Source organism: Bacillus sp. AFS059628, from assembly GCF_002571225.1.
Taxonomy (GTDB): Bacteria; Bacillota; Bacilli; order Bacillales; family Bacillaceae_G; genus Bacillus_A.
This window is the reverse complement of sequence record NZ_NVEC01000013.1, coordinates 21785-48437: the sequence shown is the minus strand read 5'-3', so window position 1 is coordinate 48437 and position 26653 is coordinate 21785. Positions and strand designations below refer to the sequence as shown.

General features: G+C 35.5%; 28 protein-coding genes. 27 read left to right on the top strand and 1 reads right to left on the bottom strand.

Annotation, left to right across the window (positions count from 1 at the left end):
* Nucleotides 1-208 precede the first annotated feature (208 nt).
* The 9 genes from COL05_RS06665 (at nucleotide 209) to rsmI (ending at nucleotide 6860) form a co-directional block, all read left to right on the top strand.
* A complete protein-coding gene (locus COL05_RS06665) occupies nucleotides 209-388 on the top strand; it encodes a sigma factor G inhibitor Gin (protein WP_000842028.1) in 180 nt (59 codons plus the stop codon).
* A gap of 72 nt (nucleotides 389-460) precedes the next feature.
* Nucleotides 461-1882, top strand: coding sequence for an aminotransferase class I/II-fold pyridoxal phosphate-dependent enzyme (locus COL05_RS06660; protein WP_098668020.1), 1422 nt, complete (start codon nucleotides 461-463; stop codon nucleotides 1880-1882).
* 1 nt (nucleotide 1883) lies between these two features.
* Entirely contained in the window at nucleotides 1884-2510 is a 627-nt protein-coding gene (tmk, locus tag COL05_RS06655) for a dTMP kinase (protein WP_098668019.1), read from the top strand.
* Between the two features lie 35 nt (nucleotides 2511-2545).
* Nucleotides 2546-3529: a DNA polymerase III subunit delta' gene (gene holB / locus COL05_RS06650; protein ID WP_087951393.1), complete on the top strand. Its 984-nt coding sequence runs from the start codon at nucleotides 2546-2548 to the stop codon at nucleotides 3527-3529.
* Between the two features lie 5 nt (nucleotides 3530-3534).
* A complete protein-coding gene (locus COL05_RS06645) occupies nucleotides 3535-4362 on the top strand; it encodes a PSP1 domain-containing protein (RefSeq protein ID WP_000272429.1) in 828 nt (275 codons plus the stop codon).
* 14 nt (nucleotides 4363-4376) lie between these two features.
* A complete protein-coding gene (yabA, locus tag COL05_RS06640) occupies nucleotides 4377-4727 on the top strand; it encodes a DNA replication initiation control protein YabA (RefSeq protein ID WP_000412056.1) in 351 nt (116 codons plus the stop codon).
* Nucleotides 4728-4998: 271 nt separating this feature from the next.
* On the top strand, nucleotides 4999-5739 hold the full coding sequence (locus COL05_RS06635) for a tRNA1(Val) (adenine(37)-N6)-methyltransferase (protein ID WP_098668018.1): 741 nt from the start codon (nucleotides 4999-5001) through the stop codon (nucleotides 5737-5739).
* Nucleotides 5726-6016, top strand: coding sequence for a GIY-YIG nuclease family protein (locus COL05_RS06630; protein ID WP_098668017.1), 291 nt, complete (start codon nucleotides 5726-5728; stop codon nucleotides 6014-6016). The genes COL05_RS06635 and COL05_RS06630 overlap by 14 nt, the downstream gene beginning before the upstream one ends.
* A complete protein-coding gene (gene rsmI / locus COL05_RS06625) occupies nucleotides 5985-6860 on the top strand; it encodes a 16S rRNA (cytidine(1402)-2'-O)-methyltransferase (protein ID WP_098668016.1) in 876 nt (291 codons plus the stop codon). Before COL05_RS06630 ends, rsmI begins: the two co-directional genes overlap by 32 nt.
* A gap of 20 nt (nucleotides 6861-6880) precedes the next feature.
* On the opposite strand, the gene COL05_RS06620 is transcribed toward rsmI, so the two are convergent.
* Nucleotides 6881-7165 (bottom strand): transition state genes transcriptional regulator AbrB, encoded by a 285-nt coding sequence (locus tag COL05_RS06620; protein ID WP_000843036.1) that lies wholly within the window; start codon nucleotides 7163-7165, stop codon nucleotides 6881-6883.
* A gap of 517 nt (nucleotides 7166-7682) precedes the next feature.
* Between COL05_RS06620 and metG the strand changes: the two genes are divergently transcribed.
* The 18 genes from metG (at nucleotide 7683) to COL05_RS06525 (ending at nucleotide 26645) form a co-directional block, all read left to right on the top strand.
* A complete protein-coding gene (gene metG / locus COL05_RS06615) occupies nucleotides 7683-9665 on the top strand; it encodes a methionine--tRNA ligase (protein ID WP_098668015.1) in 1983 nt (660 codons plus the stop codon).
* Nucleotides 9666-9831: 166 nt separating this feature from the next.
* Nucleotides 9832-10599, top strand: a complete 768-nt coding sequence (locus COL05_RS06610) for a TatD family hydrolase (protein ID WP_098668014.1) — start codon at nucleotides 9832-9834, stop codon at nucleotides 10597-10599.
* A 216-nt stretch (nucleotides 10600-10815) separates the two neighbouring features.
* The gene (rnmV, locus tag COL05_RS06605) at nucleotides 10816-11373 is read left to right on the top strand and encodes a ribonuclease M5 (protein ID WP_000692830.1); all 558 of its coding nucleotides are present in this window, start codon (nucleotides 10816-10818) and stop codon (nucleotides 11371-11373) included.
* Nucleotides 11370-12248, top strand: a complete 879-nt coding sequence (gene rsmA, locus COL05_RS06600) for a 16S rRNA (adenine(1518)-N(6)/adenine(1519)-N(6))-dimethyltransferase RsmA (protein ID WP_071758545.1) — start codon at nucleotides 11370-11372, stop codon at nucleotides 12246-12248. Before rnmV ends, rsmA begins: the two co-directional genes overlap by 4 nt.
* A 110-nt stretch (nucleotides 12249-12358) precedes the next feature.
* Nucleotides 12359-13222 carry a sporulation peptidase YabG gene (gene yabG, locus COL05_RS06595; RefSeq protein WP_098668013.1) on the top strand — a complete coding sequence of 288 codons (864 nt, stop codon included), beginning with the start codon at nucleotides 12359-12361 and terminating at the stop codon, nucleotides 13220-13222.
* Nucleotides 13223-13460: 238 nt separating this feature from the next.
* Nucleotides 13461-13721 (top strand): biofilm formation stimulator Veg, encoded by a 261-nt coding sequence (gene veg, locus COL05_RS06590; RefSeq protein WP_098668012.1) that lies wholly within the window; start codon nucleotides 13461-13463, stop codon nucleotides 13719-13721.
* Nucleotides 13722-13812: 91 nt separating this feature from the next.
* A complete protein-coding gene (gene sspF / locus COL05_RS06585) occupies nucleotides 13813-13992 on the top strand; it encodes an acid-soluble spore protein SspF (RefSeq protein WP_001985066.1) in 180 nt (59 codons plus the stop codon).
* A 196-nt stretch (nucleotides 13993-14188) separates the two neighbouring features.
* Complete coding sequence (gene ispE / locus COL05_RS06580) at nucleotides 14189-15058, top strand: 4-(cytidine 5'-diphospho)-2-C-methyl-D-erythritol kinase (RefSeq protein WP_142337377.1); 870 nt, start codon at nucleotides 14189-14191, stop codon at nucleotides 15056-15058.
* A gap of 54 nt (nucleotides 15059-15112) precedes the next feature.
* Nucleotides 15113-15961 carry a pur operon repressor gene (gene purR, locus COL05_RS06575; protein ID WP_000702473.1) on the top strand — a complete coding sequence of 283 codons (849 nt, stop codon included), beginning with the start codon at nucleotides 15113-15115 and terminating at the stop codon, nucleotides 15959-15961.
* A gap of 122 nt (nucleotides 15962-16083) precedes the next feature.
* Nucleotides 16084-16458, top strand: coding sequence for a RidA family protein (locus tag COL05_RS06565; RefSeq protein WP_000869808.1), 375 nt, complete (start codon nucleotides 16084-16086; stop codon nucleotides 16456-16458).
* 152 nt (nucleotides 16459-16610) lie between these two features.
* A complete protein-coding gene (spoVG, locus tag COL05_RS06560) occupies nucleotides 16611-16904 on the top strand; it encodes a septation regulator SpoVG (RefSeq protein WP_000454041.1) in 294 nt (97 codons plus the stop codon).
* Between the two features lie 321 nt (nucleotides 16905-17225).
* Nucleotides 17226-18605, top strand: a complete 1380-nt coding sequence (gene glmU, locus COL05_RS06555) for a bifunctional UDP-N-acetylglucosamine diphosphorylase/glucosamine-1-phosphate N-acetyltransferase GlmU (protein ID WP_098668010.1) — start codon at nucleotides 17226-17228, stop codon at nucleotides 18603-18605.
* An 18-nt stretch (nucleotides 18606-18623) separates the two neighbouring features.
* A complete protein-coding gene (locus COL05_RS06550; protein ID WP_000107420.1) occupies nucleotides 18624-19577 on the top strand; it encodes a ribose-phosphate diphosphokinase in 954 nt (317 codons plus the stop codon).
* Between the two features lie 72 nt (nucleotides 19578-19649).
* Nucleotides 19650-20210: an aminoacyl-tRNA hydrolase gene (pth, locus tag COL05_RS06545; RefSeq protein ID WP_001979768.1), complete on the top strand. Its 561-nt coding sequence runs from the start codon at nucleotides 19650-19652 to the stop codon at nucleotides 20208-20210.
* Nucleotides 20211-20281: 71 nt separating this feature from the next.
* Entirely contained in the window at nucleotides 20282-20506 is a 225-nt protein-coding gene (locus COL05_RS06540) for an anti-sigma-F factor Fin (protein ID WP_098668009.1), read from the top strand.
* A gap of 105 nt (nucleotides 20507-20611) precedes the next feature.
* Entirely contained in the window at nucleotides 20612-24142 is a 3531-nt protein-coding gene (mfd, locus tag COL05_RS06535; RefSeq protein ID WP_098668008.1) for a transcription-repair coupling factor, read from the top strand.
* 136 nt (nucleotides 24143-24278) lie between these two features.
* Nucleotides 24279-24815 carry a stage V sporulation protein T gene (gene spoVT, locus COL05_RS06530; RefSeq protein ID WP_000648306.1) on the top strand — a complete coding sequence of 179 codons (537 nt, stop codon included), beginning with the start codon at nucleotides 24279-24281 and terminating at the stop codon, nucleotides 24813-24815.
* A 228-nt stretch (nucleotides 24816-25043) separates the two neighbouring features.
* The gene (locus COL05_RS06525; RefSeq protein WP_098668007.1) at nucleotides 25044-26645 is read left to right on the top strand and encodes a putative polysaccharide biosynthesis protein; all 1602 of its coding nucleotides are present in this window, start codon (nucleotides 25044-25046) and stop codon (nucleotides 26643-26645) included.
* Nucleotides 26646-26653: the final 8 nt, after the last annotated feature.

The window sequence follows — 26653 nt, the reverse complement described above, 5'->3', positions numbered from 1 at the left end:
AGTAGGACGTCGCCAAGCAAGCTAAAACACGAATCAAATGATTCGTGTTTTTTTGTGTTTTCAAACAGTACGTAAAAAGAAGTCATGATAATACAAACACGTTGCCCACGAATGAATCATATTATATAAGAAATCGATGTATATTTTTCTGGAAATTGTTAAGGAATAGAAGTATGAAATATGTTCATTTGAATAGGGAGGGAAGGATATGAAATCACAAAACGAAGTTTGTATTGTTTGTGAGACAGAAAGAAAAGAAGGAATATATGTTTATAATAATTTAATATGTTATGAATGTGAAAAAGACATGGTGAATACGGAGACAAATGATCCGAAGTATATATATTATTTAAAACAACTTCGGAAATTAGAAGTATCATATTTTTAAATAGGCATATGCCTATTATTTTTTTTGTTCTGTATAATAGAGAAAGAATGAAATAATAAGGAAGAGATATAGATGAATCAAAATCGCATACCTTTATATGAGGCATTAATACAGTTTAAAGAAAGGGGGCCATTATCCTTTTATGTTCCAGGTCATAAAAATGGTTTAAACTTCCCTCAGGAGGCAGTAGAGGAGTTTAAAGATATACTATCTATCGATGTAACTGAATTATCAGGGTTAGATGATTTACATAGTCCGTTTGAATGTATAGAAGAGGCACAACAATTATTAGCTGATGTATATAAAGTGAAAAAAAGTTATTTTTTAATTAATGGTTCAACAGTCGGGAACTTAGCAATGATTTTGTCTTGCTGTGGGGAACATGATATTGTTCTTGTACAAAGAAATTGTCATAAATCAATTATTAATGGTTTAAAATTAGCAGGAGCAAATCCAATTTTTTTAGATCCGTGGATTGATGAAGCTTATAACGTACCCGTGGGAATTCATAATGAAGTTATTAAGGAAGCAATTGAAAAATATCCAAATGCGAAAGCACTTATTTTAACACATCCTAATTATTATGGTATGGGGATGGATTTAGAGGAAAGCATTGCTTATGCACATGCACATAAAATCCCTGTTTTAGTAGATGAAGCACATGGGGCTCATTTTTGTTTAGGCGGGGCATTTCCAAAGTCAGCTTTAGCATATGGTGCAGATATTGTAGTTCATTCCGCACATAAAACATTACCTGCGATGACGATGGGATCCTATTTACATATAAATAGCAGTTTAGTGAAAGAAGAAAAAGTTTCTATTTATTTAAGTATGCTACAATCTAGTAGTCCATCGTATCCAATTATGACTTCTCTTGATATTGCACGCTTTACATTAGCGCGTATAAAAGAAAAGGGACATGATGAAATTGTCGAGTTTTTACGGGAATTTAAAGCAGAATTGTCTTCTATTCCACAAATAGCTATTTTACAATATCCATTACAAGACGAGTTAAAGGTTACCGTACAGACACGTTGTCAGTTATCGGGATACGAATTACAGTCTGTATTAGAAAAGGTCGGTATATATACGGAAATGGCAGATCCATATAATGTCTTATTTATTTTGCCCTTGCAAGTAAATAAGAAGTATATGAAGGCTATAGAGATGATTCGGATGGCATTGCAATCTTATGAGGTGAAAGACAAGAAGGAATCTATTCGTTATACTTATAAAGGAGAAATTTCTCCTTTACTGTATACATATAAACAACTGGAAGGGTATGAAACAAAAGTAGTATCTGTAGAAGAAGCAGTTGGGATGATAGCGGCGGAAATGGTAATTCCGTATCCACCTGGAATTCCATTGATTATGTATGGAGAAAAAATTACTTCAGAGCATAAAGAGCAAATTATGTATTTAGAGAAAGCAGGCGCTCGTTTTCAAGGCAACACGAAATATATGAAAGTGTATGATATAGAAAGTAGGTTTTAGGATGAAGGGATTATTTGTAACAATTGAAGGCCCAGAAGGCTCGGGTAAAACAACGTTAATTCAAAGTTTATTACCATACTTTGAACAAAGAGAACAAAAGGTAATGGCGACAAGAGAACCAGGTGGTATTGCAATTTCTGAGGACATTAGAACGATTTTACATAAACAAGAGTATACGATGATGGAAGCACGTACAGAGGCGCTTCTGTATGCCGCTGCACGTAGACAGCATTTAGTAGAAAAAGTTATGCCGGCGCTTAACCAGGATTACCTTGTATTATGTGATCGCTTTATAGATAGCTCTTTAGCATATCAAGGATATGCAAGAGGATTAGGTATGGATAAAGTGTTCGAAATAAATCGTTTTGCAACAGAGGACTGTATGCCTGGTTTAACAATTTACTTAGATATTGAGCCAGAGGTTGGCTTAGCTCGAATCGCAAAAGATGCAGGACGTGAAGTGAATCGATTGGACATGGAAGATATCTCTTTCCATAAACGTGTGCGTGAGGGCTACTTACAAGTTGTAGAACGTTTCTCGGATCGTATTGTATTGGTAAATGCTGATCAACCAATGGAAAAACTTATAGAAGAAGTTATTCAGGTTATAGAAGATAAATTGTTATAATAGAAGGAAAGAATGAAATAAGTGAGGTATGCATTATGACGAAGACGTGGGAGCAGCTTTCTGCTATACAACCCATCGGTGTAAAAATGTTGATGAATAGCATTGCAAAAGAGCGTATATCCCACGCTTATTTGTTAGAGGGAGGGAAAGGGACAGGAAAGTTTGCGACAGCAATTCAAATGGCAAAGAGTTTCCTCTGTTCTCAGCGGAATGGGGTAGAGCCTTGTCATGTATGTACAAATTGTAAGCGAATTGATTCAGGTAACCACCCAAACTTACATATTGTAAAACCAGACGGATTATCTATTAAGAAGCAGCAAATTCATGATCTACAAGAAGAGTTTTCAAAAACAGGATTAGAAGCAAATAAAAAAGTATATGTTATTGAACACGCAGACCGTATGACAGCAAATGCGGCGAATACACTCTTGAAATTTTTAGAAGAACCAAGTAGTGATACAACAGCTATTTTACTTACTGAACAAAGTCATCAAATTTTAAATACGATTTTATCTCGCTGTCAAGTTGTTACATTTAGACCTTTACCTACGGAATCTTTAATTAGAAGATTACAGGATGAAGGTGTTACGGCATCTTTATCGACACTTGCTGCACAACTCACAAATAGTTTTGATGAAGCTTTAGCTTTATGTAGTGATGAATGGTTTGCACAAGCACGAGCTTTAGTGATAAAATTATGTGAAGCGCTCGAAAAAGATAAAGCCTCTATTTTTTTTGTACAAGAAAAATGGGGAAAACACTTTGGAGAGAAAGAACAATTACAGCAAGGTTTAGATATGTTACTCCTTATTTATAAGGATTTATTATATGTTCAACTTGGAGAAGAAGATCGTCTTGTTTTTCATGAGCAGAAAGAGATGTTTGAATCTTTCTCCTACGCTCAGAAGCGCATTGTATCAGCTCTCTTTAATATATTAGAGGCAAAAAATAGAATCAACGCTAATGTAAATGCGCAGCTTGTGTTCGAACAGTTAGTGTTGCGGTTGCAGGAGGGATGACCGTTTTGTATGATGTAGTAGGTGTTCGCTTTAAGAAGGCCGGAAAGGTGTATTACTTTGATCCAAATCAGTTCGATATCTCTGAAAATGAGTTTGTAATTGTAGAAACGGTAAGAGGTATTGAATACGGAAAAGTAGTTATTACCAAAAAGCAAGTTGATGAAAACGACGTTGTATTACCGCTAAAAAAGGTTATTCGTATTGCAAATGAAAACGATCGTACCATTGTTGAAGAGAACAAACATGCTGCAAAAGAAGCATATCAAGTTTGTCAACAAAAGGTAGTAGAACATAATCTTGATATGAAACTTGTAGATGTAGAGTATACGTTCGATCGCAATAAGATTATTTTCTACTTTACTGCGGATGGTCGGATTGATTTCCGCGAACTAGTGAAGGACTTAGCAGCAATTTTTAGGACAAGAATTGAACTAAGACAAATTGGTGTTCGTGATGAAGCGAAGATGCTTGGTGGTATTGGTCCATGTGGTCGTATGCTTTGTTGTTCTACTTTTTTAGGGGATTTTGAACCTGTATCTATTAAGATGGCAAAGGATCAAAATTTATCATTAAATCCTGCAAAAATCTCTGGTTTATGTGGTCGCTTAATGTGTTGCTTAAAATATGAGAACGATGAATATGAGGCAGCAAAGGAACAACTTCCTGATTTAGATCAACGTATACAAACCCCGCATGGTACTGGCCGTGTTATCGGATTAAATATTTTAGAAAGATTAATTCAAGTGGAACTAGTAGACAAGGAACGGATAGTAGAATATACGTTAGATGAGTTAGTGAATAAAGGGGTCGTTTCGAGTCAAACCACAGATTAATGAGGTGGGTGCTTGTGGAGAAAAAAGATATTTTTGCATCGGTTTCTAGTATGGAAGAGCAAATTGGACATTTATACAAACAGTTGGGAGAATTAAAACAACATCTTGCAGAGTTGTTGGAAGAAAACCAACATATAAAAATGGAAAACGAAAATTTGCGACACCGCTTTGAAGAAGTGCAGATTAAAGAAAAACAAAAAACTCAAAAACGTAAAGAAGTGAAGCCGAAAACAGATATTGGTGAAGGCTACGATAATTTAGCAAGACTATATCAAGAAGGTTTTCATATTTGTAATCTGCATTATGGAAGTGTACGTAAAGAGGGAGATTGTTTATTCTGCCTGTCATTTTTAAATAAAAAGTGAAATTACCTTTCCAATGATAATTGGAAAGGTAATTTTTTATACATGAGAGTAGAATGAAATATGTTTTTATCCCGCTTTAATGGGCAGTAAGACCCCCACCTCAAAATTCAGCGAAAGCAAAGAATTTAGGTGGGGAATCAACTGCCCATAAAAGTCCGATTGGTGAGGGCTAATAATCAGTGGGGATGAAGAAAACCCCCACTGATTAAAGTTTCACTTTATTAGTTGAAGATGAAATAGGGTAGGTTAAGTGTAAGAAAAGGAGTAACATATGAATTTATATGAAGATGAACGTTTAGATTACTTATTAGCACAAGATTTGAAGATTATACAAAGCCCATCAGTATTTAATTTCTCGTTAGATGCTGTTTTACTTGCAGACTTTGCTTGGGTGCCAATTCAAAAAGGTAATTTACTTGATTTGTGTACAGGTAATGCCGTTGTGCCCCTTCTATTAAGTACAAGAACAAAAGGGAATATTACTGGTGTAGAAATTCAAGAACGCTTATATGATATGGGAATAAGAAGTGTCCAATACAATAAGTTGGAAGAAAGAATTCACTTAATACACGGGGATTTGAAAGATATGCCGGAGAAACTTGGACGTCATCAATATGATGTTGTCACATGTAATCCCCCTTATTTCCAAACACCTGCAACTTCTGAAAAAAATATAAATGAACATTTAGCGATAGCTCGTCATGAAATTATGTGTACACTAGAGGATGTTGTATCTGCAAGTAGTCAGCTAGTAAAGCAAGGCGGGAAAGTAGCATTTGTACATCGTCCAGGTCGTTTACTAGACATTGTTACATTAATGCGTAAGTATAAAATTGAACCAAAGCGTGTACGATTTGTTTATCCTAAGGCAGGAAAAGAAGCAAATACATTGTTAATTGAAGGAATTAAGGACGGAAACGCAGATTTAAAAATATTGCCACCTCTTTTTGTATATGAAGAAAATAATGAATATACAAAGGAGATTCGTTCAATTTTATATGGAGAAGAATAAGCATTGTTTTTATGTAGTAGAGTGCTCTGATGGAAGTTATTATGCTGGATATACAAATCATATAGAGAAGCGGATTGAGACCCATAATAGCGGAAAAGGGGCTAGGTATACGCGTGCTAGACTTCCTGTTGCTTTAAAATACGTAGAATTTCATGAAGATAAGCGTACAGCTATGCAAGCAGAGTACTATTTTAAGCAATTAAATAGAAAACAAAAAGAAGAATATATGCAAAAAGGAGAACCTTATGTGGCAACAAAAAAGTTTTCAACAAAATGAAAAGGGCGTTTTATATTTAGTACCAACCCCTATTGGGAATTTAGAAGATATGACATTTCGTGCAATCCGAATTTTAAAAGAAGCGGATTTAATTGCTGCTGAAGATACGAGACAAACGAAAAAACTTTGTAATTACTTCGAAATTGAAACGCCTGTTATGAGTTACCATGAGCATAATAAGGAAGTAAGTGGGAAGAAAATATTAGATAAGTTAGATGAAGGAAAGACAGTAGCACTTGTTAGTGATGCTGGTATGCCGTGTATTTCCGATCCAGGTTACGATATTGTTGTAGAGGCTGTAGCGGAACGGTATCATGTTATCCCGCTTCCTGGGGCAAATGCAGCCCTTACAGCATTAATTGCATCAGGCCTTGAAACAAAACAGTTTTATTTCTATGGATTTTTACAAAGAAATAAAAAAGAAAGAAAAATGGAGTTAGAGAAGCTTCGTTATATACAAACTACAATGATGTTTTATGAAGCACCTCACCGCCTGGATGATACTTTAATCTCGATGCAAGAAGTATTGGGAAATAGAGAAATCGTATTATGCCGAGAGTTAACAAAAAAATTCGAGGAATTTATTCGTGGAACAGTCGAAGAAGCAATTGAGTGGACGAAACAAAATGAAGTTCGTGGTGAGTTTTGTATTTTAGTAGCTGGTTCAACGGAAGAACCTGCTCCAGAAGAACAATGGTGGGAATCTATTTCGGTATATGACCATATTGAACATTATATAAACGAAAAAGGTATGAATTCAAAAGAGGCGATAAAAACAGTCGCTAAAGATCGAGATTTGTCGAAACGCGATGTATATCAAATCTATCATGTCGATAAAAAATAAGCTTCTCATAATTGAGAAGCTTATTTTGCTGTTTCGATATAATCTTGAAGTTCGTTTAAGATTTGCTCAGCGCCTTCTTTGCTTAAGATAATTTTACCTTCAGCTAAAGATAGGTTACCATCAGATACTTCACCAGTTACTTGGCAAGTCATGTTTGGCTTATATTTTTTTAAGATGATTTTCTCGTCATCAACATAGATTTCAAGAGCATCCTTTTCTGCAATACCTAAAGTACGGCGTAATTCGATTGGAATTACTACACGACCTAATTCATCAACTTTACGAACGATACCAGTAGATTTCATAATTCTTTTCCTCCTAAAGAAATAGTTTATAAGTTTCGAGTCTATTTTTAGATTCGTCATTTTTCGACAAAATACCCTATGGACATATGATACCAATCATTTACATTTCCGTCAATTCTTAAATTCTATATTTTTTAAAAAGATTTATAGATTTCTTACTTCTTATATATAATAGAATGTGAGTAATTTCTACTATTATTTCACTTTATTTTCAGAAAAGTTTATAAATTGTAGGTAATGACTGTATATTTTCTTGAAATATGAGTAATAGATGATAAATATAAAAATATGAACTTGTTTTTATCCTGCATTAACGAGTAGTAAGATTCTAAATTTTAAATTCGGCTGGGCCAAAGAAGTTAAGTGGAAGTCGGATTGCTCGTAAAAGTCCGATTGGTGTGGGTTGATAATCCGTGGGAATGAACAAGACCCTCACAGATTAAAGTTTCACTTTATATATAAGTTTTTGATATACTATTTATAAATACATATGAGGTTATCCGGGAGGTCCAAAACAATGACAAAGGAAAACAAATCCTTTTATATTACTACCCCAATTTATTATCCAAGTGGAAAATTACACATTGGACATGCTTATACAACAGTAGCAGGGGATGCGATGGCACGATATAAGCGTATGCAAGGATATAATGTTCATTATTTAACAGGAACTGATGAGCATGGACAGAAGATCCAAAAGAAAGCAGAAGAATTAAATGTTACACCACAAGCATATGTGGATAACATCGTTGCAGGAATTAAAGAGCTTTGGAAGAAGATGGATATCTCTTATGATGATTTTATTCGTACAACGGAAGATCGTCATAAAGATGTTGTTGAAAAAATCTTCAAGCAACTAGTAGATCAAGGCGATATTTACCTTGATGAATATGAAGGTTGGTATTCTGTACAAGATGAGACATTCTATACGGAGCACCAATTAGTAGATCCAATTATGGAAGGTGACAAAGTAGTTGGAGGAAAAAGTCCAGATAGTGGCCATGATGTAGAGCTTGTTCGTGAAGAATCTTATTTCTTTAGAATGGGTAAATACGTAGACAGACTATTAAAATTCTATGAAGAGAATCCACATTTCATTCAGCCAGAGTCTCGTAAGAATGAAATGATTAATAACTTCATTAAACCAGGCTTAGAAGATTTAGCAGTTTCTCGTACTTCATTTGACTGGGGAGTTCGTGTTCCAGGTAACCCGAAACACGTTATTTACGTATGGGTTGACGCGTTATCTAACTATATTACAGCATTAGGTTATGGAACAGAAAATGAAGAGATGTATAAGAAATTCTGGCCAGCAGATGTGCATTTAGTTGGAAAAGAAATCGTTCGTTTCCATACAATTTATTGGCCAATCATTTTAATGGCATTAGATTTACCTCTTCCGAAAAAAGTATTTGCTCATGGTTGGATTTTAATGAAGGATGGAAAGATGAGTAAGTCAAAAGGTAACGTAGTAGATCCAGTTACATTAATCGATCGTTACGGATTAGATGCATTACGTTATTACTTACTTCGTGAAGTTCCGTTCGGATCTGATGGCGTATTCACACCAGAAGGATTTGTGGAGCGTATTAATTTCGATTTAGCAAATGACTTAGGTAACTTATTAAATCGTACAGTAGCTATGATTGATAAATACTTTAACGGAGAAATCCCTGCATTTAAAGCAAATGTAACGGAATTTGATGAAACGTTAGTAGCGTCTGCACAGGATACATTGAAAAAAGTAGAAGAAGCAATGGAGAATATGGAATTCTCTGTAGCTCTAAGCTCAATTTGGCAATTGGTTAGCCGTACGAATAAATATATTGATGAAACACAACCGTGGGTATTAGCAAAAGATGAGAATGATCGTGAAAAGTTAGCTTCTGTAATGGCTCATTTAGCAGAAGTACTTCGCCAAACAGGTATTATGCTTATGCCATTCTTAACAGTAGCACCAAGCAAGATGTTTGCTCAGCTTGGCCTTACTGAAGAAGCACATACATCTTGGGAAAGCCTGTCTACAATTGGATGCATTCCAGCTGGAACAAAAGTAGAAAAAGGTAACCCAATTTTCCCTCGTTTAGAAATGGAAGTAGAGGTAGAGTACATTAAAGAACAAATGAAAGCCTCTGCTCCTAAAGTAGAAGAGAAAAAAGAAGAAGAACCGAAAGCAGAAGAAATTACAATCGATGATTTCTTTAAAGTAGAATTACGCGTAGCTGAAGTACTATCTGCTGAACCTGTGAAAAAAGCAGACAAGTTGTTAAAAATCCAACTAGACTTAGGTACAGAAAAGCGTCAAGTTGTTTCTGGGATTGCAAAATTCTATTCACCAGAAGACCTAAAAGGTAAAAAGGTTATTTGTGTAACAAACTTAAAACCTGTAAAATTACGCGGTGAATTATCACAAGGTATGATTTTAGCAGGTGAAGAGAATGGCGTATTGTCATTAGCATCAATTGACCAAAATCTACCAAATGGTACAAAAATCAAGTAATTAAGACAAGAAAAGAGATGTTTCACGTGTAACATGTGTGAAGCGTCTTTTTTCTTTTTACATTCTCAATTTTTGCATTAAGATTGTAGTATTGTTATCGTTAAGTTATGAAAGAACTTATTTTTGTAGAATAAACTTGATTTCAATATAAAAGGAGTTATGTATGATGTTGTTTGATACACATTCACATTTAAATGCAGAGCAATTTGAAGAAGATTTGCAAGATGTTATTGCCCGAATGAAAGAAGCAGGAGTTACTTATACAGTTGTTGTTGGTTTTGACGAAGTAACGATAAAAAAGGCAATTGAATTAGCGGAAGCTTATGATTTTATTTATGCTGCGGTTGGATGGCATCCAGTTGATGCAATCGATATGACAGAAGAACATTTAGCTTGGTTAGAAGAACTTGCTTCTCATCCTAAAGTCGTTGCACTTGGAGAGATGGGCTTAGATTATCATTGGGATAAGTCCCCAAAAGAAATTCAGAAAGACGTATTCCGTAAACAAATTGCATTAGCTAAAAAAGTAAAATTGCCGATTATTATACATAACCGCGATGCAACTCAAGATATCGTTGATATTCTAGAAGAAGAGAATGCAGCTGAAGTAGGAGGCATTATGCATTGCTTTAGTGGCAGTGTAGAAGTAGCAGAGCGATGTGTTGATATGAACTTTTTAATTTCGTTAGGCGGACCAGTTACATTTAAGAACGCTAAGAAGCCGAAAGAAGTTGCTGCGGAGATTCCATTAGAGAAATTGTTAATAGAGACGGATTGTCCGTATTTAACACCGCATCCATTTCGAGGGAAACGAAATGAACCAAGTTATGTAAAACTCGTAGCAGAAGAAATTGCGAACTTAAAAGGAATTTCTTATGAGGAAGTAGCAGAAATGACAACGAAAAATGCAAAAGCTTTATTTGGTGTTGAATAAAAAGGAGTGGGAGAACCCATTCTTTTTTTATTTTTATAAAAAAGTAGCGGGAGTGACAGAGAAAATACGGGCGAATGGGGAAGTGTTACAATAAGGAGAGAGAACAAAGTTTTGGACATTCTATTTTTTAAAATGTAAGAATGGGGAAAATAATAATGGAAAAGTCGTCATTTTTTTGTTTTACTAAGTAGAGACGAAACGAGTGTGGAGGCAAGCATGAAAATTAAAGAGATTATCGTTGTAGAAGGTAAAGATGATACAGTTGCGATTAAGCGCGCTGTTGATGCGGATACAATTGAAACGAACGGTTCAGCAATCGGTGATCATGTTATTGAGCAAGTTAAATTAGCGCTGCAAAAAAGAGGCGTTATTATTTTCACAGATCCGGATTATCCTGGAGAGCGTATTCGAAAAATTATTTCTGATAAGGTTCCTGGATGTAAACATGCTTTTTTACCGAAGGAAGAAGCACTGGCTAAAAGGAAAAAAGGTGTGGGAATTGAACATGCTTCTAATGAATCAATTCGCCGTGCTTTAGAGAATATACATGAAGAAATGGAAGCTTACACAAGTGAAATTAGTTGGAGCGATCTAGTCGATGCAGGTTTAGTGGGCGGAGAAATGGCAAAGAGTCGCAGAGAAAGAATGGGTAAGCTATTAAAGATTGGTTATACAAACGCAAAACAGTTACATAAACGTTTACAAATGTTTCAAGTTTCAAAGGAATCATTTGCAGAAGCTTATAAGCAAGTCATACAGGAGGAAAGAAAATGAAGGATATCGCAACGCCAAATCGTACGAAAGACATTGTTGAAAAGTATGGATTTTCATTCAAAAAAAGTTTAGGACAAAATTTCTTAATTGATACGAATGTATTAAATCGTATCGTTGATCACGCTGAAATTGGTCCGGAAAGTGGTGCAATTGAAATTGGACCAGGTATCGGTGCATTAACAGAACAATTAGCGAAGCGTGCTAAAAAAGTGGTGGCTTTTGAAATCGACCAAAGATTATTACCGATTTTAGATGAGACGTTAGCTCCATATGGCAACGTTACAGTTATCAATAAAGATGTACTAAAGGCAGATGTACATGAGGTGTTTAGTGAGCAATTTGAAGAAGGCCAAGATGTAATGGTAGTAGCTAATTTACCATACTATATTACAACACCAATTTTATTTAAATTGCTAGAAGAGAAATTACCGGTTCGTGGATTTGTTGTTATGATGCAAAAAGAAGTTGGGGATCGTTTAGCTGCTAAACCTGGAACGAAAGAGTATGGTTCTTTATCAATTGCTATTCAATATTATACAGAGGTAGAAACAGTTATGACTGTACCGCGTACAGTGTTTGTACCACAACCAAATGTTGATTCTGCAATTATCCGCCTCCTAAAGCGCCCGAAACCAGTTGTAGAAGTAACGGATGAGACGTTCTTCTTTGAAGTAGTACGAGCAAGTTTTGCACAGCGTCGTAAAACTTTAATGAATAATTTATCCAATAATTTAAATGGTTTCCCGAAAGATAAAGAGTTGTTGGATCGAATTTTAACAGAGGTAGGAATTGATCCAAAACGAAGAGGCGAGACGCTATCTATCGAGGAGTTTGCAACATTAAGTAATGCATTAGTTCTTCATAAATTATCATAAGAATATAAAAGGGACAGTTCAACTTGAACTGTCCCTTTTGTCACCTTTCCGCTCCTACATTCATACTTTAAAAACAGGTAAGATGGCCTAACGAGTTTGGAGGTAGAAGAATGGCTTTACATGTTGGAGAATTAGTGGAACGATATTCTCATAATAGGGATATTCTTTTTCGTATTATAGAAATAAAAGGCGAGATAGCTATATTATTTGGAGAGGAAATTAGATTGGTGGCAGATGCACCACTTGAAGATTTAATTAGTATAGATCAACGAGAGCATAAAAAGAGAGCGAAGCGTGAGAAAGAAACAATGGAGCGCACGTATCGTTTGTTTCAACAAGATTATGTATTAATGAAACAAAGGCATGAACACACTTCAACTGGTGGATATACAAGTGAGGTGAATTATTTTCAAATGCCAGGGCGTGTACTGCATATAGATGGAGATCCATTATATTTGCGCAAGTGTCTAGACCTATATAATAAAATTGGTGTTCCTGTACAAGGTATTCATTGTAAAGAAACAGAGATGCGTGAAAAGGTGGTAGATTTAATAGACCATTTCCGTCCAGATATTTTAGTAATCACGGGGCACGATGCATATACAAAAGCAAAAGGAGTAAAGGGAGATTTAGCGGCATATAGGCATTCAAGGCATTTTGTACAGGCTGTTCGAGAGGTGCGAAAAAAATATCCATCATTGGATCAACTCGTTATTTTTGCTGGGGCATGTCAATCACACTTTGAAGCATTAATTCGAGCAGGTGCTAATTTTGCTAGTTCCCCATCTAGAATTAATATTCACGCACTAGATCCTGTATATGTGGTTGGTAAAATTAGTTTTACGTCATTTATGGAGAGAGTCAATGTATGGGATGTTGTACGTAATACGATTACTGGCGAAAAGGGACTTGGTGGGATTGAGACAAGGGGGATTTTACGAACTGGATTACCCTTTCAACATTATGAAGAATAAGCAAGGTACATATGTATCTTGCTTTTTTGTATAGAAAGGATTTAAATCAGCTTGGATAAAAAGAGACAAGAACGCACAGACTACATAATGATACTTTTACAATATAGTATTTCTTCTATCTATTCGAACGCATAATGCTTTTATAATGATATTGTCTGTGAGTTGCGGTTAATAATTGGGATAGATATATCGTGTTTTAAGTATTCAATCTAAATTACAGCGAGGTGTAACAAAGTATATGTCAAAACGTTTAGATGAAATTAAAAGCGAATTAGATCACCATCTTGGACAGAGACTGATGTTAAAGGCAAACAGTGGGAGAAGAAAAACTGTAGAACAATCAGGTGTACTTGCAGAAACGTATCGCTCTGTTTTTGTTGTACAACTGGATCAACAAGAAGATGCATTGCAACGTGTATCGTATAGCTATGCGGATGTTTTAACAGAGACAGTAGAGTTAACATTTTATGGTGAACCTCATAATGAAGCGATTTTATAATCCATGTATCGTTACATATATTCCCACAAATGAAAAGCTATATTATTTTGCATACTAATTATACCGTAGCAAAATAAGGAGGGACTCTGCATTGAGTAGACGAAGAGGTGTCATGTCAAATCAATTTAAAGAAGAGCTTGCAAAAGAGCTAGGCTTTTATGATGTTGTTCAAAAAGAAGGATGGGGCGGAATTCGTGCGAAAGATGCTGGTAACATGGTGAAACGTGCTATAGAAATTGCAGAACAGCAATTAATGAAACAAAACCAGTAGTTGTAAGATACTTTCTATGCTACGGTAGCCGAGGAGTGATTCCTCGGCTTTTTGTACTATAAAAGGTGCCATCATTTTACATAAGTAGTTTCATTCTGAATGCTTTTCGTTATAATTAGGGAAGTGTCATCGTCTTACTATAAATTTATGGTAAAATAAACGATAAAAGATTGAGTACATAGAGTGGGTGAATAGATTGAAGCTACTAGTGAAAGCACCAGCAAAGATTAATCTGTCGTTAGATGTACTGGGAAAAAGACAAGACGGATATCATGAAGTGAAAATGATTATGACAACAATTGATTTAGCGGATCGTTTAGAACTAATGGAATTAGCAGAAGACCGTATTGAAATTTTATCCCATAATCGGTATGTCCCAGACGACCAAAGAAATTTAGCTTATCAAGCAGCGAGATTATTAAAAGAGAAGTTTAATGTGAAAAAAGGCGTATCTATTACTATTGAAAAAACGATTCCAGTAGCAGCTGGATTAGCAGGTGGAAGTAGTGATGCAGCAGCGACATTACGTGGCCTTAATAAATTATGGAATTTAGGGCTTACAATTGATCAATTAGCAGAGCTTGGCGCAGAAATTGGATCAGATGTATCATTTTGCGTGTATGGTGGGACAGCAATTGCCACTGGAAGAGGAGAGCAAATTGAGCATATAAAAACTCCACCTTCTTGCTGGGTTATTTTAGCAAAACCTCATATTGGTGTATCTACTGCTGATGTGTATGGGAATTTAAAGTTAAATCGAGTTACACATCCGAATGTAGATAAAATGGTTGATGTCATAAATGCCGGGGACTACAAAGGGATTTGTGATAGTGTTGGTAACGTTTTAGAAGATGTAACGTTTGCGATGCATCCTGAAGTTGCACGTATTAAGGCACAGATGAAGCGATTTGGGGCGGATGCCGTATTAATGAGTGGAAGTGGTCCAACTGTATTCGGTCTTGTGCACCATGACTCGCGAATGCATCGTATATATAACGGATTAAAAGGATTTTGTGAACAAGTATACGCAGTACGTTTATTAGGAGAACGAGAAACGCTTGAATAAAGACGTATAATACGTTATGATTTGTTTAGAATATTCGTGATTTGAGGTGAGAGTATGAAAATTAGACGAAGTACAAGATTAGTCGATATGACTTATTACTTGTTACAAAACCCTCGTCAGCTAGTTTCTCTCACTTTTTTTGCTGAAAGGTATCAATCAGCTAAGTCTTCTATTAGTGAAGATTTAGTTATTATTAAGCAAACGTTTGAACAACAAGGGGTCGGCACATTGCAAACGATACCAGGAGCAGCAGGAGGAGTGAAATATATACCATATATAAGTGAGGAAGAGGCAGATCTAATTATTGGTGAGCTGTGTAGCTTATTTGAAAATCCAGATCGTATTTTGCCTGGTGGTTACTTATATATGACAGATCTTTTAAGTAATCCTCGTCATATTAATGGCGCAGGTCGTTTGTTTGCTTCTGTTTTTGCTAGGCAACCAATTGATGCAGTTATGACGGTGGCAACAAAGGGGATTCCACTTGCTTATGCAGTGGCGAACTATTTAGATGTACCGGTAGTAATTGCAAGGAAAGATAATAAGGTGACAGAAGGTCCAACTGTTAGTATTAACTATGTGTCAGGTTCTTCTAAGCGCATTCAAACAATGACGCTAGCAAAGCGTAGCCTTCCAGAAGGATCAAATGTTTTAATTATTGATGACTTCATGAAAGCTGGCGGAACCATTCAAGGTATGATGAGTATGTTAGAAGAGTTTAAGGCCAATGTTGTTGGTATTGGTGTATTAGTAGAGTCTACTGATATTGAAGAAAGACTAATTAACAACTTTGTATCATTAATTCGCTTATCAGAAGTTGATGTAAAAGAAAAAGCGATTCAAGTAGAAAAAGGAAATTATTCATTGGCACCATTTGATGAGGGGCTTGTAGAGGCTGAGTAAAAAGGTAAAGCAAATAGCTTTATCTTTTTTTATTCTATTTATAAATTATAAAATAGATGGACAAACTGCTTTTCGTGCACTATTTTTAAAGAGTAAAAATAAATAATAAAAGGGTGAAAAATATGAAAGTTGTTCAAACAAACAATGCACCACAAGCGATTGGACCATATTCACAAGGAATTATTGTAAATAATATGTTTTACAGTTCAGGGCAAATTCCGTTAACTGCAAGTGGAGAGCTTGTAGCGGGAGACGTGACAGTACAAACAGAGCAAGTATTTCAAAATTTACAAGCAGTATTAGAAGAAGCAGGTGCTTCATTTGATACAGTAGTAAAAACAACAGTATTCTTAAAAGATATGGATGATTTTAATGCTGTTAATGAAGTATACGGTTCTTATTTCTCTGCTCATAAGCCAGCTCGTTCTTGTGTACAAGTAGCAAAATTACCGAAAGATGTTTCAGTTGAAATTGAGGTAATTGCCCTAGTTAAGTAGTCCTTTGTAAGCGATAACCTCCACTAATCTCTATATTCAATTACATTAAAAATTTTTATCTTAAAAATTTTTAAAAAATTAAAGGGAAATTAGAAATTTTGTGGAATTTATACAAATATATCGCTTATTTAGAAAAGGGTGGTGAACACAAGATGGAAGTGACTGACGTAAGATTACGCCGCGTAAACACAGAAGGCCGCATGAGAGCAATTGCCTCTATTACTCTAGACCATGAATTTGTTGTTCATGATATTCGTGTAATTGATGGTAATAATGGATTATTTGTAGCAATGCCAAGTAAACGTACTCCAGATGGAGAGTTCCGTGACATTGCACATCCAATTAATTCTGGTACACGCTCTAAAATTCAAGATGCGGTTTTAACAGAGTATCATCGTTTAGGCGAGTTAGAAGAGGTTGAGTTTGAAGAAGCGGGTGCTTCGTAAAATTCGAATGAAAAGGGCTTTTTAGAGAAGCCCTATAATTTTGCAACAAACTCCTGTAAGCATTTACAGGGGTTTGTTTTTTTATGTTTATACATATATTTTGTTTAGAAAATTCTAAATTAAATAAAAGAAGAAGGGAAACTTCTAATTTTTTCAAAATCATTTTAAATAGTATAGCTTATTTCTTAAAAAAGATACTAAAGAGTAAAACATCTTATAAGAATTATGGTAAAATTTAATAGTTAAAATGTGTTTCTTGAAATATATGATGATTTAGGATAATATCTTTAATGGATAAATAGGTTGCGATGGAGGGTCTATATGTCAAACAGATTTGCAGTGATTCTAGCTGCAGGTAAAGGCACACGTATGAAGTCTAAGCTATACAAGGTGCTTCATCCTGTATGTGGAAAACCTATGGTACAACATGTTGTCGATCAAGTATCTCAATTAGGATTGCAGAAACTTGTAACAGTCGTAGGACATGGTGCTGAAATGGTACAAGAACAGCTAGGAAACGTAAGTGAGTTTGCATTACAAGCAGAACAACTTGGTACAGCGCATGCTGTAGATCAAGCTGCAAGTGTACTTGCAAATGAAGAAGGAACAACTTTAGTTATTTGTGGTGATACACCGCTAATAACTGCTGAAACGATGGAAGCATTACTTCAGCAACATAAAGAAGCAGGGGCAATGGCAACGGTGCTAACAGCGTACATAGAAGAACCTGCTGGATATGGTCGTATCGTTCGTAATGAGAACGGTCATGTTGAAAAGATTGTTGAGCATAAGGATGCAAATGAGAAAGAATTAGCTATTAAAGAAATCAATACAGGTACGTATTGTTTTGATAATAAAGCTTTATTTGCTTCACTTTCTAAAGTTTCAAATGATAACGTACAAGGTGAATATTACCTGCCAGATGTTATTGAGATTTTAAAAAATGAAGGTCATATTGTATCGGCTTATCAAACAGAGCACTTCGATGAAACGTTAGGTGTTAACGACAGAGTCGCTCTATCGCAAGCGGAAATTATTATGAAAAACCGTATCAACCGAAAGAATATGGTAAATGGTGTTACAATTATCGATCCAAGTAACACATATATTTCTGCTGATGCAATTATCGGTAGTGATACAGTTCTTCATCCAGGAACAATTATTGAGGGAAACACTGTAATTGGTTCTGATTGTGAAATTGGACCGCATACAGTAATTCGCGATAGTGAAATTGGAGATCGTACGACAATTCGTCAATCTACTGTACATGATAGTAAACTTGGTACAGAAGTATCGGTTGGTCCATTTGCACATATTCGCCCAGATTCAGTTATTGGAGATGAAGTACGCGTTGGAAACTTCGTGGAAATCAAAAAAACTGTTTTTGGTAATAGAAGTAAAGCTTCACACTTAAGTTATATCGGGGATGCACAAATTGGAGAAGACGTGAATCTTGGTTGTGGTTCAATTACGGTGAACTATGACGGTAAGAATAAATTCAAAACTGTGATTGGTAACGGGGTATTTATTGGATGTAATTCAAACCTTGTTGCTCCTGTAACAGTTGAAGATGGTGCTTATGTGGCAGCAGGCTCTACAATTACAGAGAATGTTCCATCAAAAGCATTATCTGTAGCACGTGCACGTCAAGTTAACAAAGAAGACTATGTTGATCAATTGCTGAATAAGAAAAAATCATAATGTGGAGGGTTAATCTAGATGTCGACTCAATATCTAAATTCTAATTTGAAAGTATTCTCTTTAAACTCTAATAAGGAACTTGCGGAGCAAATTGCAAAGCACATTGGAGTAGGGCTAGGAAAATGTTCTGTTGATCGTTTTAGTGATGGAGAAGTTCAAATTAACATTGAAGAAAGTATCCGTGGTTGCGATGTATTCATTATTCAATCTACAAGCTTCCCAGTAAACGAACATATCATGGAATTACTTATTATGATCGATGCATTAAAGCGTGCATCTGCAAAAACAATTAATATTGTTATTCCTTACTATGGTTATGCGCGTCAAGACCGTAAAGCGCGTTCTCGTGAACCAATTACATCGAAACTTGTAGCAAACTTGCTTGAAACAGCAGGTGCAACTCGTGTAATCACTCTAGATTTACATGCTCCACAAATTCAAGGGTTCTTTGATATCCCAATCGACCACCTAATGGGTGTACCGATTCTTTCAGATTACTTTGAAACAAAAGGTCTTAAAGATATCGTAATCGTGTCACCTGATCACGGTGGGGTAACTCGTGCTAGAAAAATGGCAGATCGCCTAAAAGCACCAATCGCTATTATTGATAAGCGTCGTCCTCGTCCAAACGTATCAGAGGTAATGAACATTATCGGTAATATTGAAGGTAAAACAGCAATTTTAATTGATGACATCATTGATACAGCTGGTACAATTACATTAGCAGCAAACGCTCTTGTTGAGAACGGTGCTTCTGAAGTATATGCTTGCTGTACACACCCAGTATTATCTGGTCCAGCAATTGAGCGTATTCAAAACTCAAATATTAAAGAGTTAGTTGTAACGAACTCTATCGTATTACCAGAAGAGAAGAAGATCGACAAAGTACATGAACTTTCAGTTGCTCCACTAATCGGAGAAGCAATCATTCGTGTATACGAAGAAGAATCTGTAAGTGTATTATTCAATTAATTGGATAGAATGAGACGTAACCAAGATTGGTTACGTCTTTTCGTATCGAAAAAAGAAAGTAGTGGTACAAGAATGAAATTGATAGTAGGACTTGGGAACCCGGGTAGAGAATATGAATTAACAAGGCATAATATTGGGTTTATGGCAATTGATGAACTTGCAAAGCGTTGGAATATTTCTTTAAACGAACAAAAGTTTAAAGGAGTATTTGGTGCAGGATTTGTTAATGGAGAAAAAGTAATCTTATTAAAGCCACTTACATATATGAATTTATCTGGGGAAAGTATTCGTCCGCTTATGGATTATTACAAAATTGATGTAGAGGACTTCGTTGTTCTGTATGATGATTTAGACATCCCTGTAGGTAAATTACGCCTTCGTATGAAAGGTAGCGCTGGTGGACATAATGGTGTGAAATCAACAATTTCACATTTAGGAACACAAGAGTTTCAACGTATCCGCATGGGAATTGATCGTCCGAAAAATGGAATGAAGGTAGTAGATTACGTATTAGGACGTTTTACATCAGAAGAAATTCCTGATGTTAATCATTCTATTGAAAAAGCGGCGGATGCATGTGAAGAATGGTTAAATAAACCTTTTCTTCAAATCATGAATACTTTCAATAGTTAAGGGTATGATTGAGAATATTTTATTTTATTTTTACCCATACTAGCAGTAATTGGATTTTATAGGAGGCTAGTATGGAAGGGTATTATTATTGCAGACATTGCGGGAGTAATGTAGGCTCCGTTACCGCAGAAAAAGTATATAGCGACGTTTTATTTCAACTAACAGAGCAAGAAGTAGTAGAGATGATTCATTTTCATGAGAATGGAAATATATATATACAAACGATTTGTGAATTGTGTCAAGAAACGCTCGCATCTTATCCTGAGTATTATGAATATGAAAAATTTCTGCAATAAAATGTTGGCGCTTTGGCATGTCCAAAGCATTTTTCTGTTTTCTTTTTCCGAAATATTTGCATAAAATACAGTGGCTTGCTCTTTATGTTGAGAGGGGTTTTGAAAATGATAGGTTTATTAGAGCAATTTTATAAAAATGAAGAGATCCAATCGGTTATTAATGGATTAGAAGATGGTTTAAAAGAGCAACTTGTATCAGGTATGGCAACCTCTTCTCGTTCGTTATTAATGGCGGCCTTATATAAAAAAACAAAAAAATCACAACTTATTGTGACGCATAATTTATATCAAGCACAAAAAGTACACGAAGATTTAGTGGCGTTACTTGGTGAAAAAGATGTGTGGCTATACCCAGTAAATGAATTGATAGCATCAGAACTTGGTGTTGCAAGCCCAGAATTGAAGGCACAACGCATTGAAGTATTAAATCGCTTAGCTGCAGGAGAGCATGGGATTATTGTAGCACCAGTCGCAGGGTTACGCAGATTTTTACCAATGAAAGAATTGTGGAAGCAAAGGCAAATCGAAATCAGTCTAGGGCAAGAGATTGATTTAGATACATTCTTGCATACCTTACATCATATTGGCTATGAGCGTAAGTCGATGGTAGAAGCTCCTGGGGAATTTAGTTTACGCGGGGGAATATTAGATATTTATCCACTAACTGAAGAGTTACCAGTTCGTATTGAATTTTTCGACACAGAAGTCGATTCTATTCGATTATTTGATGTGGATGAACAGCGCTCTCAAGATAAAAAAGAAAGTGTTAGATTCGGTCCAGCAACGGAGTTCTTATTTTCACAGGAAGAAGTGAAATCGGGAATTAAGCATCTTGAAGAAGGCTTAACTAAGACGATGCAAAAACTTTCCGATGATAAATTGAAGACTACAGTGCTTGAGACGGTAAGTCATGAAATTGAGATGTTAAAAAACGGGCAAAGTATAGAACAGATGTTTAAATATTTATCTATTTTCTATAACGAACCTGCTAGTCTGATAGATTATTTACCAGAAGATGGTGTTGTGATTTTAGATGAGATTTCCCGTATTCAAGAAACAGCATCACATCTTGAAACGGAAGAGGCGGAATGGTATATATCACTTCTTGGTGAGGGAACGATTATTCAAGATTTATCTTTCTCCCACTCGTTTGAAGAATTTCTTCATCATAAAAAAAGAAGCTTTGTATATTTAACGTTATTCTTACGTCATATCGCCCATACACACCCACAAAACATTGTGAATGTAACATGTAAAACAATGCAAGATTTCCATGGACAGATGCAGTTATTGAAAACTGAAATTGATAGATGGAACGAAGGGCATTTTACGACGGTTGTGTTAGGTACAGATGATGAACGTGTAAAAAAACTACAACATATTTTAAGTGACTATGATATTGAGGCAGATATTGTAGAGGGCACAGATATATTATTGCCTGGAAGGTTGCAAATTGCTGTAGGTGATTTACATGCAGGGTTTGAAATGCCGATGCAAAAACTTGTTGTCATTACTGAAAAAGAACTTTTTCATAAGAAAGTTAAAAAATCACAACGTAAGCAAAAGTTATCTAATGCTGAACGTATTAAAAGTTATTCGGAATTAAAAGTTGGGGATTATGTAGTTCATGTAAATCATGGTATAGGTAAATTTTTAGGTATCGAGACATTAGAGATTAATGGTGTTCATAAAGATTATTTAAATATTAAATACCAAGGTAATGATAAGTTATACGTTCCAATTGAACAAATTGACCAAGTGCAAAAATATGTAGGATCTGAAGGTAAGGATCCGAAAGTTTATAAATTGGGCGGAAACGATTGGAAGAAGGTCAAAACGAAAGTTGAAAAATCTGTACAAGATATTGCAGATGACTTAATTAAACTATATGCAGAGCGCGAAGCTTCAAAGGGTTATGCATATACACCAGATACGGCAGAACAACAAGAATTTGAGTCTTCTTTCCCGTATCAAGAGACAGAGGATCAATTACGTTCTATTGAAGAGATTAAAAAGGATATGGAACGAGGGCGTCCAATGGATAGGCTTCTTTGTGGCGATGTAGGGTATGGAAAGACAGAAGTGGCTATTCGTGCGGCGTTTAAGGCGATTATGGATGAAAAGCAAGTTGCAATTTTAGTGCCGACAACGATCCTTGCACAACAACACTATGAAACGATTCGAGAGCGTTTTCAAGATTATCCAATCAATATAGGATTGTTAAGTAGATTCCGTACGAGAAAACAGCAAAATGAAACGATTAAGGGCCTAAAAGATGGCACAGTAGACATTGTAATCGGAACACATCGTATTTTGTCTAAAGATGTTACTTATAAAGATTTAGGTCTTCTTATTATTGATGAAGAACAAAGATTTGGTGTAACGCATAAAGAAAAAATTAAACAATTAAAAGCGAATGTCGATGTATTAACATTAACGGCAACTCCAATTCCGCGTACGCTCCATATGTCTATGCTTGGTGTGCGTGATTTATCTGTTATTGAGACGCCGCCGGAAAATCGTTTCCCAGTTCAAACATATGTAGTAGAGTATAATCCAGCATTAATGCGAGAAGCGATAGAACGAGAGCTTGCAAGAGGTGGTCAAGTTTACTTCCTGTATAACCGTGTAGAGGATATCGAACGAAAAGCAGATGAAATTTCGATGTTAGTTCCAGATGCGCGTGTAACTTATGCACACGGGAAAATGAACGAAAGTGAATTAGAATCTGTTATGCTATCGTTTTTAGAAGGGCAGCATGATGTTCTTGTAAGTACAACGATTATTGAGACGGGTGTAGATATTCCGAATGTAAATACGTTAATTGTATTTGATGCGGATCGTATGGGATTATCACAGTTGTATCAGCTCCGTGGACGTGTTGGACGCTCTAATCGTGTTGCGTATGCATACTTTGCATACAAACGAGATAAGGTGTTATCAGAAGTTGCTGAGAAGCGTCTGCAAGCTATTAAAGAGTTCACAGAGCTTGGATCAGGTTTCAAAATTGCGATGAGAGACTTATCAATTCGTGGTGCGGGTAACTTATTAGGAGCCGAACAACATGGATTTATTGATTCTGTCGGCTTTGATTTATATTCTCAAATGTTAAAAGATGCAATTGAACAGCGTAGAGGAACAGACGGAGTTGAAAATACAGTTAATGTTGAAATTGATTTAGAAGTAGATGCATATTTACCGGATGCTTATATTTCAGATAGTAAACAAAAAATTATGATGTATAAACAATTTAGAGGTGTTTCTGCAATTGAGGATATCGAAGAATTGCAGGAAGAGATGATAGATAGATTTGGTGATTACCCGCAAGAAGTTGGTTACTTATTACAAATCGCAAATATTAAAGTGTTGGCAATGAAAGAACAAATTGAGTTAATTAAGCAAAATAAATTTGAAGTAACAATTCTGTTCTCAGAACAAGCGAGTCAAAATATTGATGGTGGAAAATTATTCATGCTTGGAAATAGTTTTGGACGTATGATTGGTCTAGGAATGGAAGGATCACAATTGAAAATCGTTATGAAAACAAATGGCTTAGAGACATCGAAGTGGTTAACAATTGCTGAAAATTTATTAAAAGGCTTGCCAGATGTAAAAAAAGAAGTCATAAATGCCTAATATTAGATAAAAAAATGCAATTCGACGTGCATAGAAGAACTAATGTGTAAAATACTATGTCTAACAGTTGGTGATTTTTACATGAACAGGTAAATTCACCACTTTGATCATCAGTAGAAAGTGAGGCAGCATTAGAATGAAAGCAACTGGAATCGTACGTCGAATTGATGATTTAGGTAGGGTAGTAATCCCGAAGGAAATTCGTAGAACTTTACGTATTCGAGAAGGGGACCCACTAGAAATATTTGTAGATCGCGATGGGGAAGTAATTTTAAAGAAATACTCACCAATTAGCGAACTAGGTGATTTTGCAAAAGAATATGCAGAGGCTTTATATGATAGCTTAGGACATAATGTGCTTGTATGTGATCGAGATTCTATTATCGCAGTATCAGGTGTATCAAAAAAAGAATACTTAAATAAAAGCGTTGGCGATCTAATTGAAAAAACGATGGAAGAAAGAAAGTCTGTTATTATGACGGACGAAAGTGATATTTCCATTATTGATGGCGTAACAGAAAAGGTTCACTCTTATACAGTTGGACCAATTGTTGCAAATGGAGACCCAATTGGAGCTGTCATTATTTTTTCAAAAGAAGCTATTATAAGCGAGATTGAGCATAAAGCAGTTAATACTGCTGCAAGTTTCTTAGCGAAACAAATGGAACAGTAAGGATGTATAATTTTAGAAGTAGCAATCTTTCCTAATTATGATATTTCTTCTTGAGAGATCAATTATTTGGAGATATGTATATTGAATGAAGGTAGCGCTTTGCTACCTTTTTTCGTTGAACATTTCTAGCGTTGCACGAACGTATGGTTACTCGTGTAGGTAAGGAAGCTTGTCCTTTTCTTTATGATATAATACGAGGGGTGAGAATAGAAAAAGGAGTTTTCTTGTATGGAATCGAAGAAGTATCAAGCCTTTTGGCGAGGGGCTATTATATTAACAATCGCAAGTTTTGTTACAAAGGTATTAAGCGCCTTTTACCGTATTCCATATCAAAATATAGCGGGTGACGTTGGTTTTTATATTTATCAACAAATTTATCCGTTTTATGGATTTTGTTTAATTTTAGCTACTTATGGGTTCCCCATTATAATTTCAAAAATGGTTGCGGAACGATTAGAACGAGGGAAAAAGCAAGAAGCAGAGGAAATTATCTGTGTATCTTTTTGGTTTTTATTAGGGATTGGTTTCATAGGGTTTTTTACACTGTTCTTTGGTGCCGAGGCAATTGCAACAGCTATGGGTGATATACACTTAGATAAGCTATTACGTGTTATTTCCTTTTCATTCATATTGATGCCGTTTTTATCTGTAGCAAGAGGATATTTTCAGGGGTTCAATAATATGATGCCAACAGCTGTTTCACAAGTAATAGAACAAACAATTCGTGTTTCTATTATTGTATTTTTATCTCTATTCCTAATTGCTCACGGATTTGATTTATATACAGTTGGTGCAGGTGCTATGTTAGGTTCAATCGCAGGTGGACTGATTGGGATTATCGTACTGGTACTTTATATGCGTCATGATTTTCATTCTATATTCTTCAAAAGCGTAAAGAGAATTAGAGGGAAAAAGAAGATCATTAAAATCCTGTTTTGGCAAGGATTGGCCATTTGTGTTAGTAACTTAGTGCTTATTTTTATACAAATGGCTGATTCTATTTCTTTCTATTCTTTACTTATTGGGGCAGGAGAGCAAGCTGAAAGTGCAAAGGTGTTAAAAGGTGTTTATGACAGAAGTATCCCGCTTATGCAATTAGGTACTGTCGTAACAACTTCTTTCTCGTTGTCGCTTATTCCAATTATAACAGCAGCGAAGGAAAGAGGAGATCTTACCTTTATTCAAGAAAAGGTAAAGTTAGCAATGAAAATAACATTTGTTATTGGATTTGCAGCGGCCATTGGATTAACTTGTATTATTCAGCCTACAAATATTATGTTGTTTGAAAATAGTGATGGGTCAGATGTTTTATCCATTTTATCTTTATCTATTTTATTTAGTTCATTGTCAATTACAACCGCTTCTATTTTGCAAGGGTTAGGACAAACACTAAAACCAGCAATATTCGTTATATTTGGGGGTTGTTTAAAGTTAGCTTTAAATTATATATTAATGCCGTATTTTGGTGTGAAGGGAGCTGCAATTGCAACGCTAGTTGCGTTAATTGTAATCTCTGTACTAAATAGTGTATTACTTATGCGAGCTGTATCTGAATCGCTTATCGACAAACGGAATATGTTAGGTGTAGTTATTAGTGGTATCGGTATGGGATTTGTATTAATAGTCTTTATGCGTATATTGCAAATGTCTGGATTAGTAATTGATACGGAACATAGAGGAATTGCGACACTTGAGGCATTATTAGGTGTAGCTATCGGTGGATTAGCATATATGTTTTTAATTTTAAAATTACGTGTATTTACAAAAGTGGAAATAGGAACCGTTATGAAAAAAGAGACAAAAGAAGGTTCATTGAAGAAGAGTGGATAGAGGTGGCA

Excerpts from the sequence above, each read along its gene's own strand:
- COL05_RS06665 (WP_000842028.1), top strand. The coding sequence starts at position 209 with ATGAAATCACAAAACGAAGTTTGTATTGTTTGTGAGACAGAAAGAAAA.
- COL05_RS06660 (WP_098668020.1), top strand. The coding sequence starts at position 461 with ATGAATCAAAATCGCATACCTTTATATGAGGCATTAATACAGTTTAAA.
- tmk (WP_098668019.1), top strand. The coding sequence starts at position 1,884 with ATGAAGGGATTATTTGTAACAATTGAAGGCCCAGAAGGCTCGGGTAAA.
- holB (WP_087951393.1), top strand. The coding sequence starts at position 2,546 with ATGACGAAGACGTGGGAGCAGCTTTCTGCTATACAACCCATCGGTGTA.
- COL05_RS06635 (WP_098668018.1), top strand. The coding sequence starts at position 4,999 with ATGAATTTATATGAAGATGAACGTTTAGATTACTTATTAGCACAAGAT.
- COL05_RS06630 (WP_098668017.1), top strand. The coding sequence starts at position 5,726 with ATGGAGAAGAATAAGCATTGTTTTTATGTAGTAGAGTGCTCTGATGGA.
- rsmI (WP_098668016.1), top strand. The coding sequence starts at position 5,985 with ATGTGGCAACAAAAAAGTTTTCAACAAAATGAAAAGGGCGTTTTATAT.
- COL05_RS06620 (WP_000843036.1), bottom strand. The coding sequence starts at position 7,165 with ATGAAATCTACTGGTATCGTTCGTAAAGTTGATGAATTAGGTCGTGTA.
- metG (WP_098668015.1), top strand. The coding sequence starts at position 7,683 with ATGACAAAGGAAAACAAATCCTTTTATATTACTACCCCAATTTATTAT.
- COL05_RS06610 (WP_098668014.1), top strand. The coding sequence starts at position 9,832 with ATGTTGTTTGATACACATTCACATTTAAATGCAGAGCAATTTGAAGAA.
- rnmV (WP_000692830.1), top strand. The coding sequence starts at position 10,816 with ATGAAAATTAAAGAGATTATCGTTGTAGAAGGTAAAGATGATACAGTT.
- rsmA (WP_071758545.1), top strand. The coding sequence starts at position 11,370 with ATGAAGGATATCGCAACGCCAAATCGTACGAAAGACATTGTTGAAAAG.
- yabG (WP_098668013.1), top strand. The coding sequence starts at position 12,359 with ATGGCTTTACATGTTGGAGAATTAGTGGAACGATATTCTCATAATAGG.
- veg (WP_098668012.1), top strand. The coding sequence starts at position 13,461 with ATGTCAAAACGTTTAGATGAAATTAAAAGCGAATTAGATCACCATCTT.
- purR (WP_000702473.1), top strand. The coding sequence starts at position 15,113 with ATGAAAATTAGACGAAGTACAAGATTAGTCGATATGACTTATTACTTG.
- COL05_RS06565 (WP_000869808.1), top strand. The coding sequence starts at position 16,084 with ATGAAAGTTGTTCAAACAAACAATGCACCACAAGCGATTGGACCATAT.
- spoVG (WP_000454041.1), top strand. The coding sequence starts at position 16,611 with ATGGAAGTGACTGACGTAAGATTACGCCGCGTAAACACAGAAGGCCGC.
- glmU (WP_098668010.1), top strand. The coding sequence starts at position 17,226 with ATGTCAAACAGATTTGCAGTGATTCTAGCTGCAGGTAAAGGCACACGT.
- COL05_RS06550 (WP_000107420.1), top strand. The coding sequence starts at position 18,624 with ATGTCGACTCAATATCTAAATTCTAATTTGAAAGTATTCTCTTTAAAC.
- pth (WP_001979768.1), top strand. The coding sequence starts at position 19,650 with ATGAAATTGATAGTAGGACTTGGGAACCCGGGTAGAGAATATGAATTA.
- COL05_RS06540 (WP_098668009.1), top strand. The coding sequence starts at position 20,282 with ATGGAAGGGTATTATTATTGCAGACATTGCGGGAGTAATGTAGGCTCC.
- mfd (WP_098668008.1), top strand. The coding sequence starts at position 20,612 with ATGATAGGTTTATTAGAGCAATTTTATAAAAATGAAGAGATCCAATCG.
- spoVT (WP_000648306.1), top strand. The coding sequence starts at position 24,279 with ATGAAAGCAACTGGAATCGTACGTCGAATTGATGATTTAGGTAGGGTA.
- COL05_RS06525 (WP_098668007.1), top strand. The coding sequence starts at position 25,044 with ATGGAATCGAAGAAGTATCAAGCCTTTTGGCGAGGGGCTATTATATTA.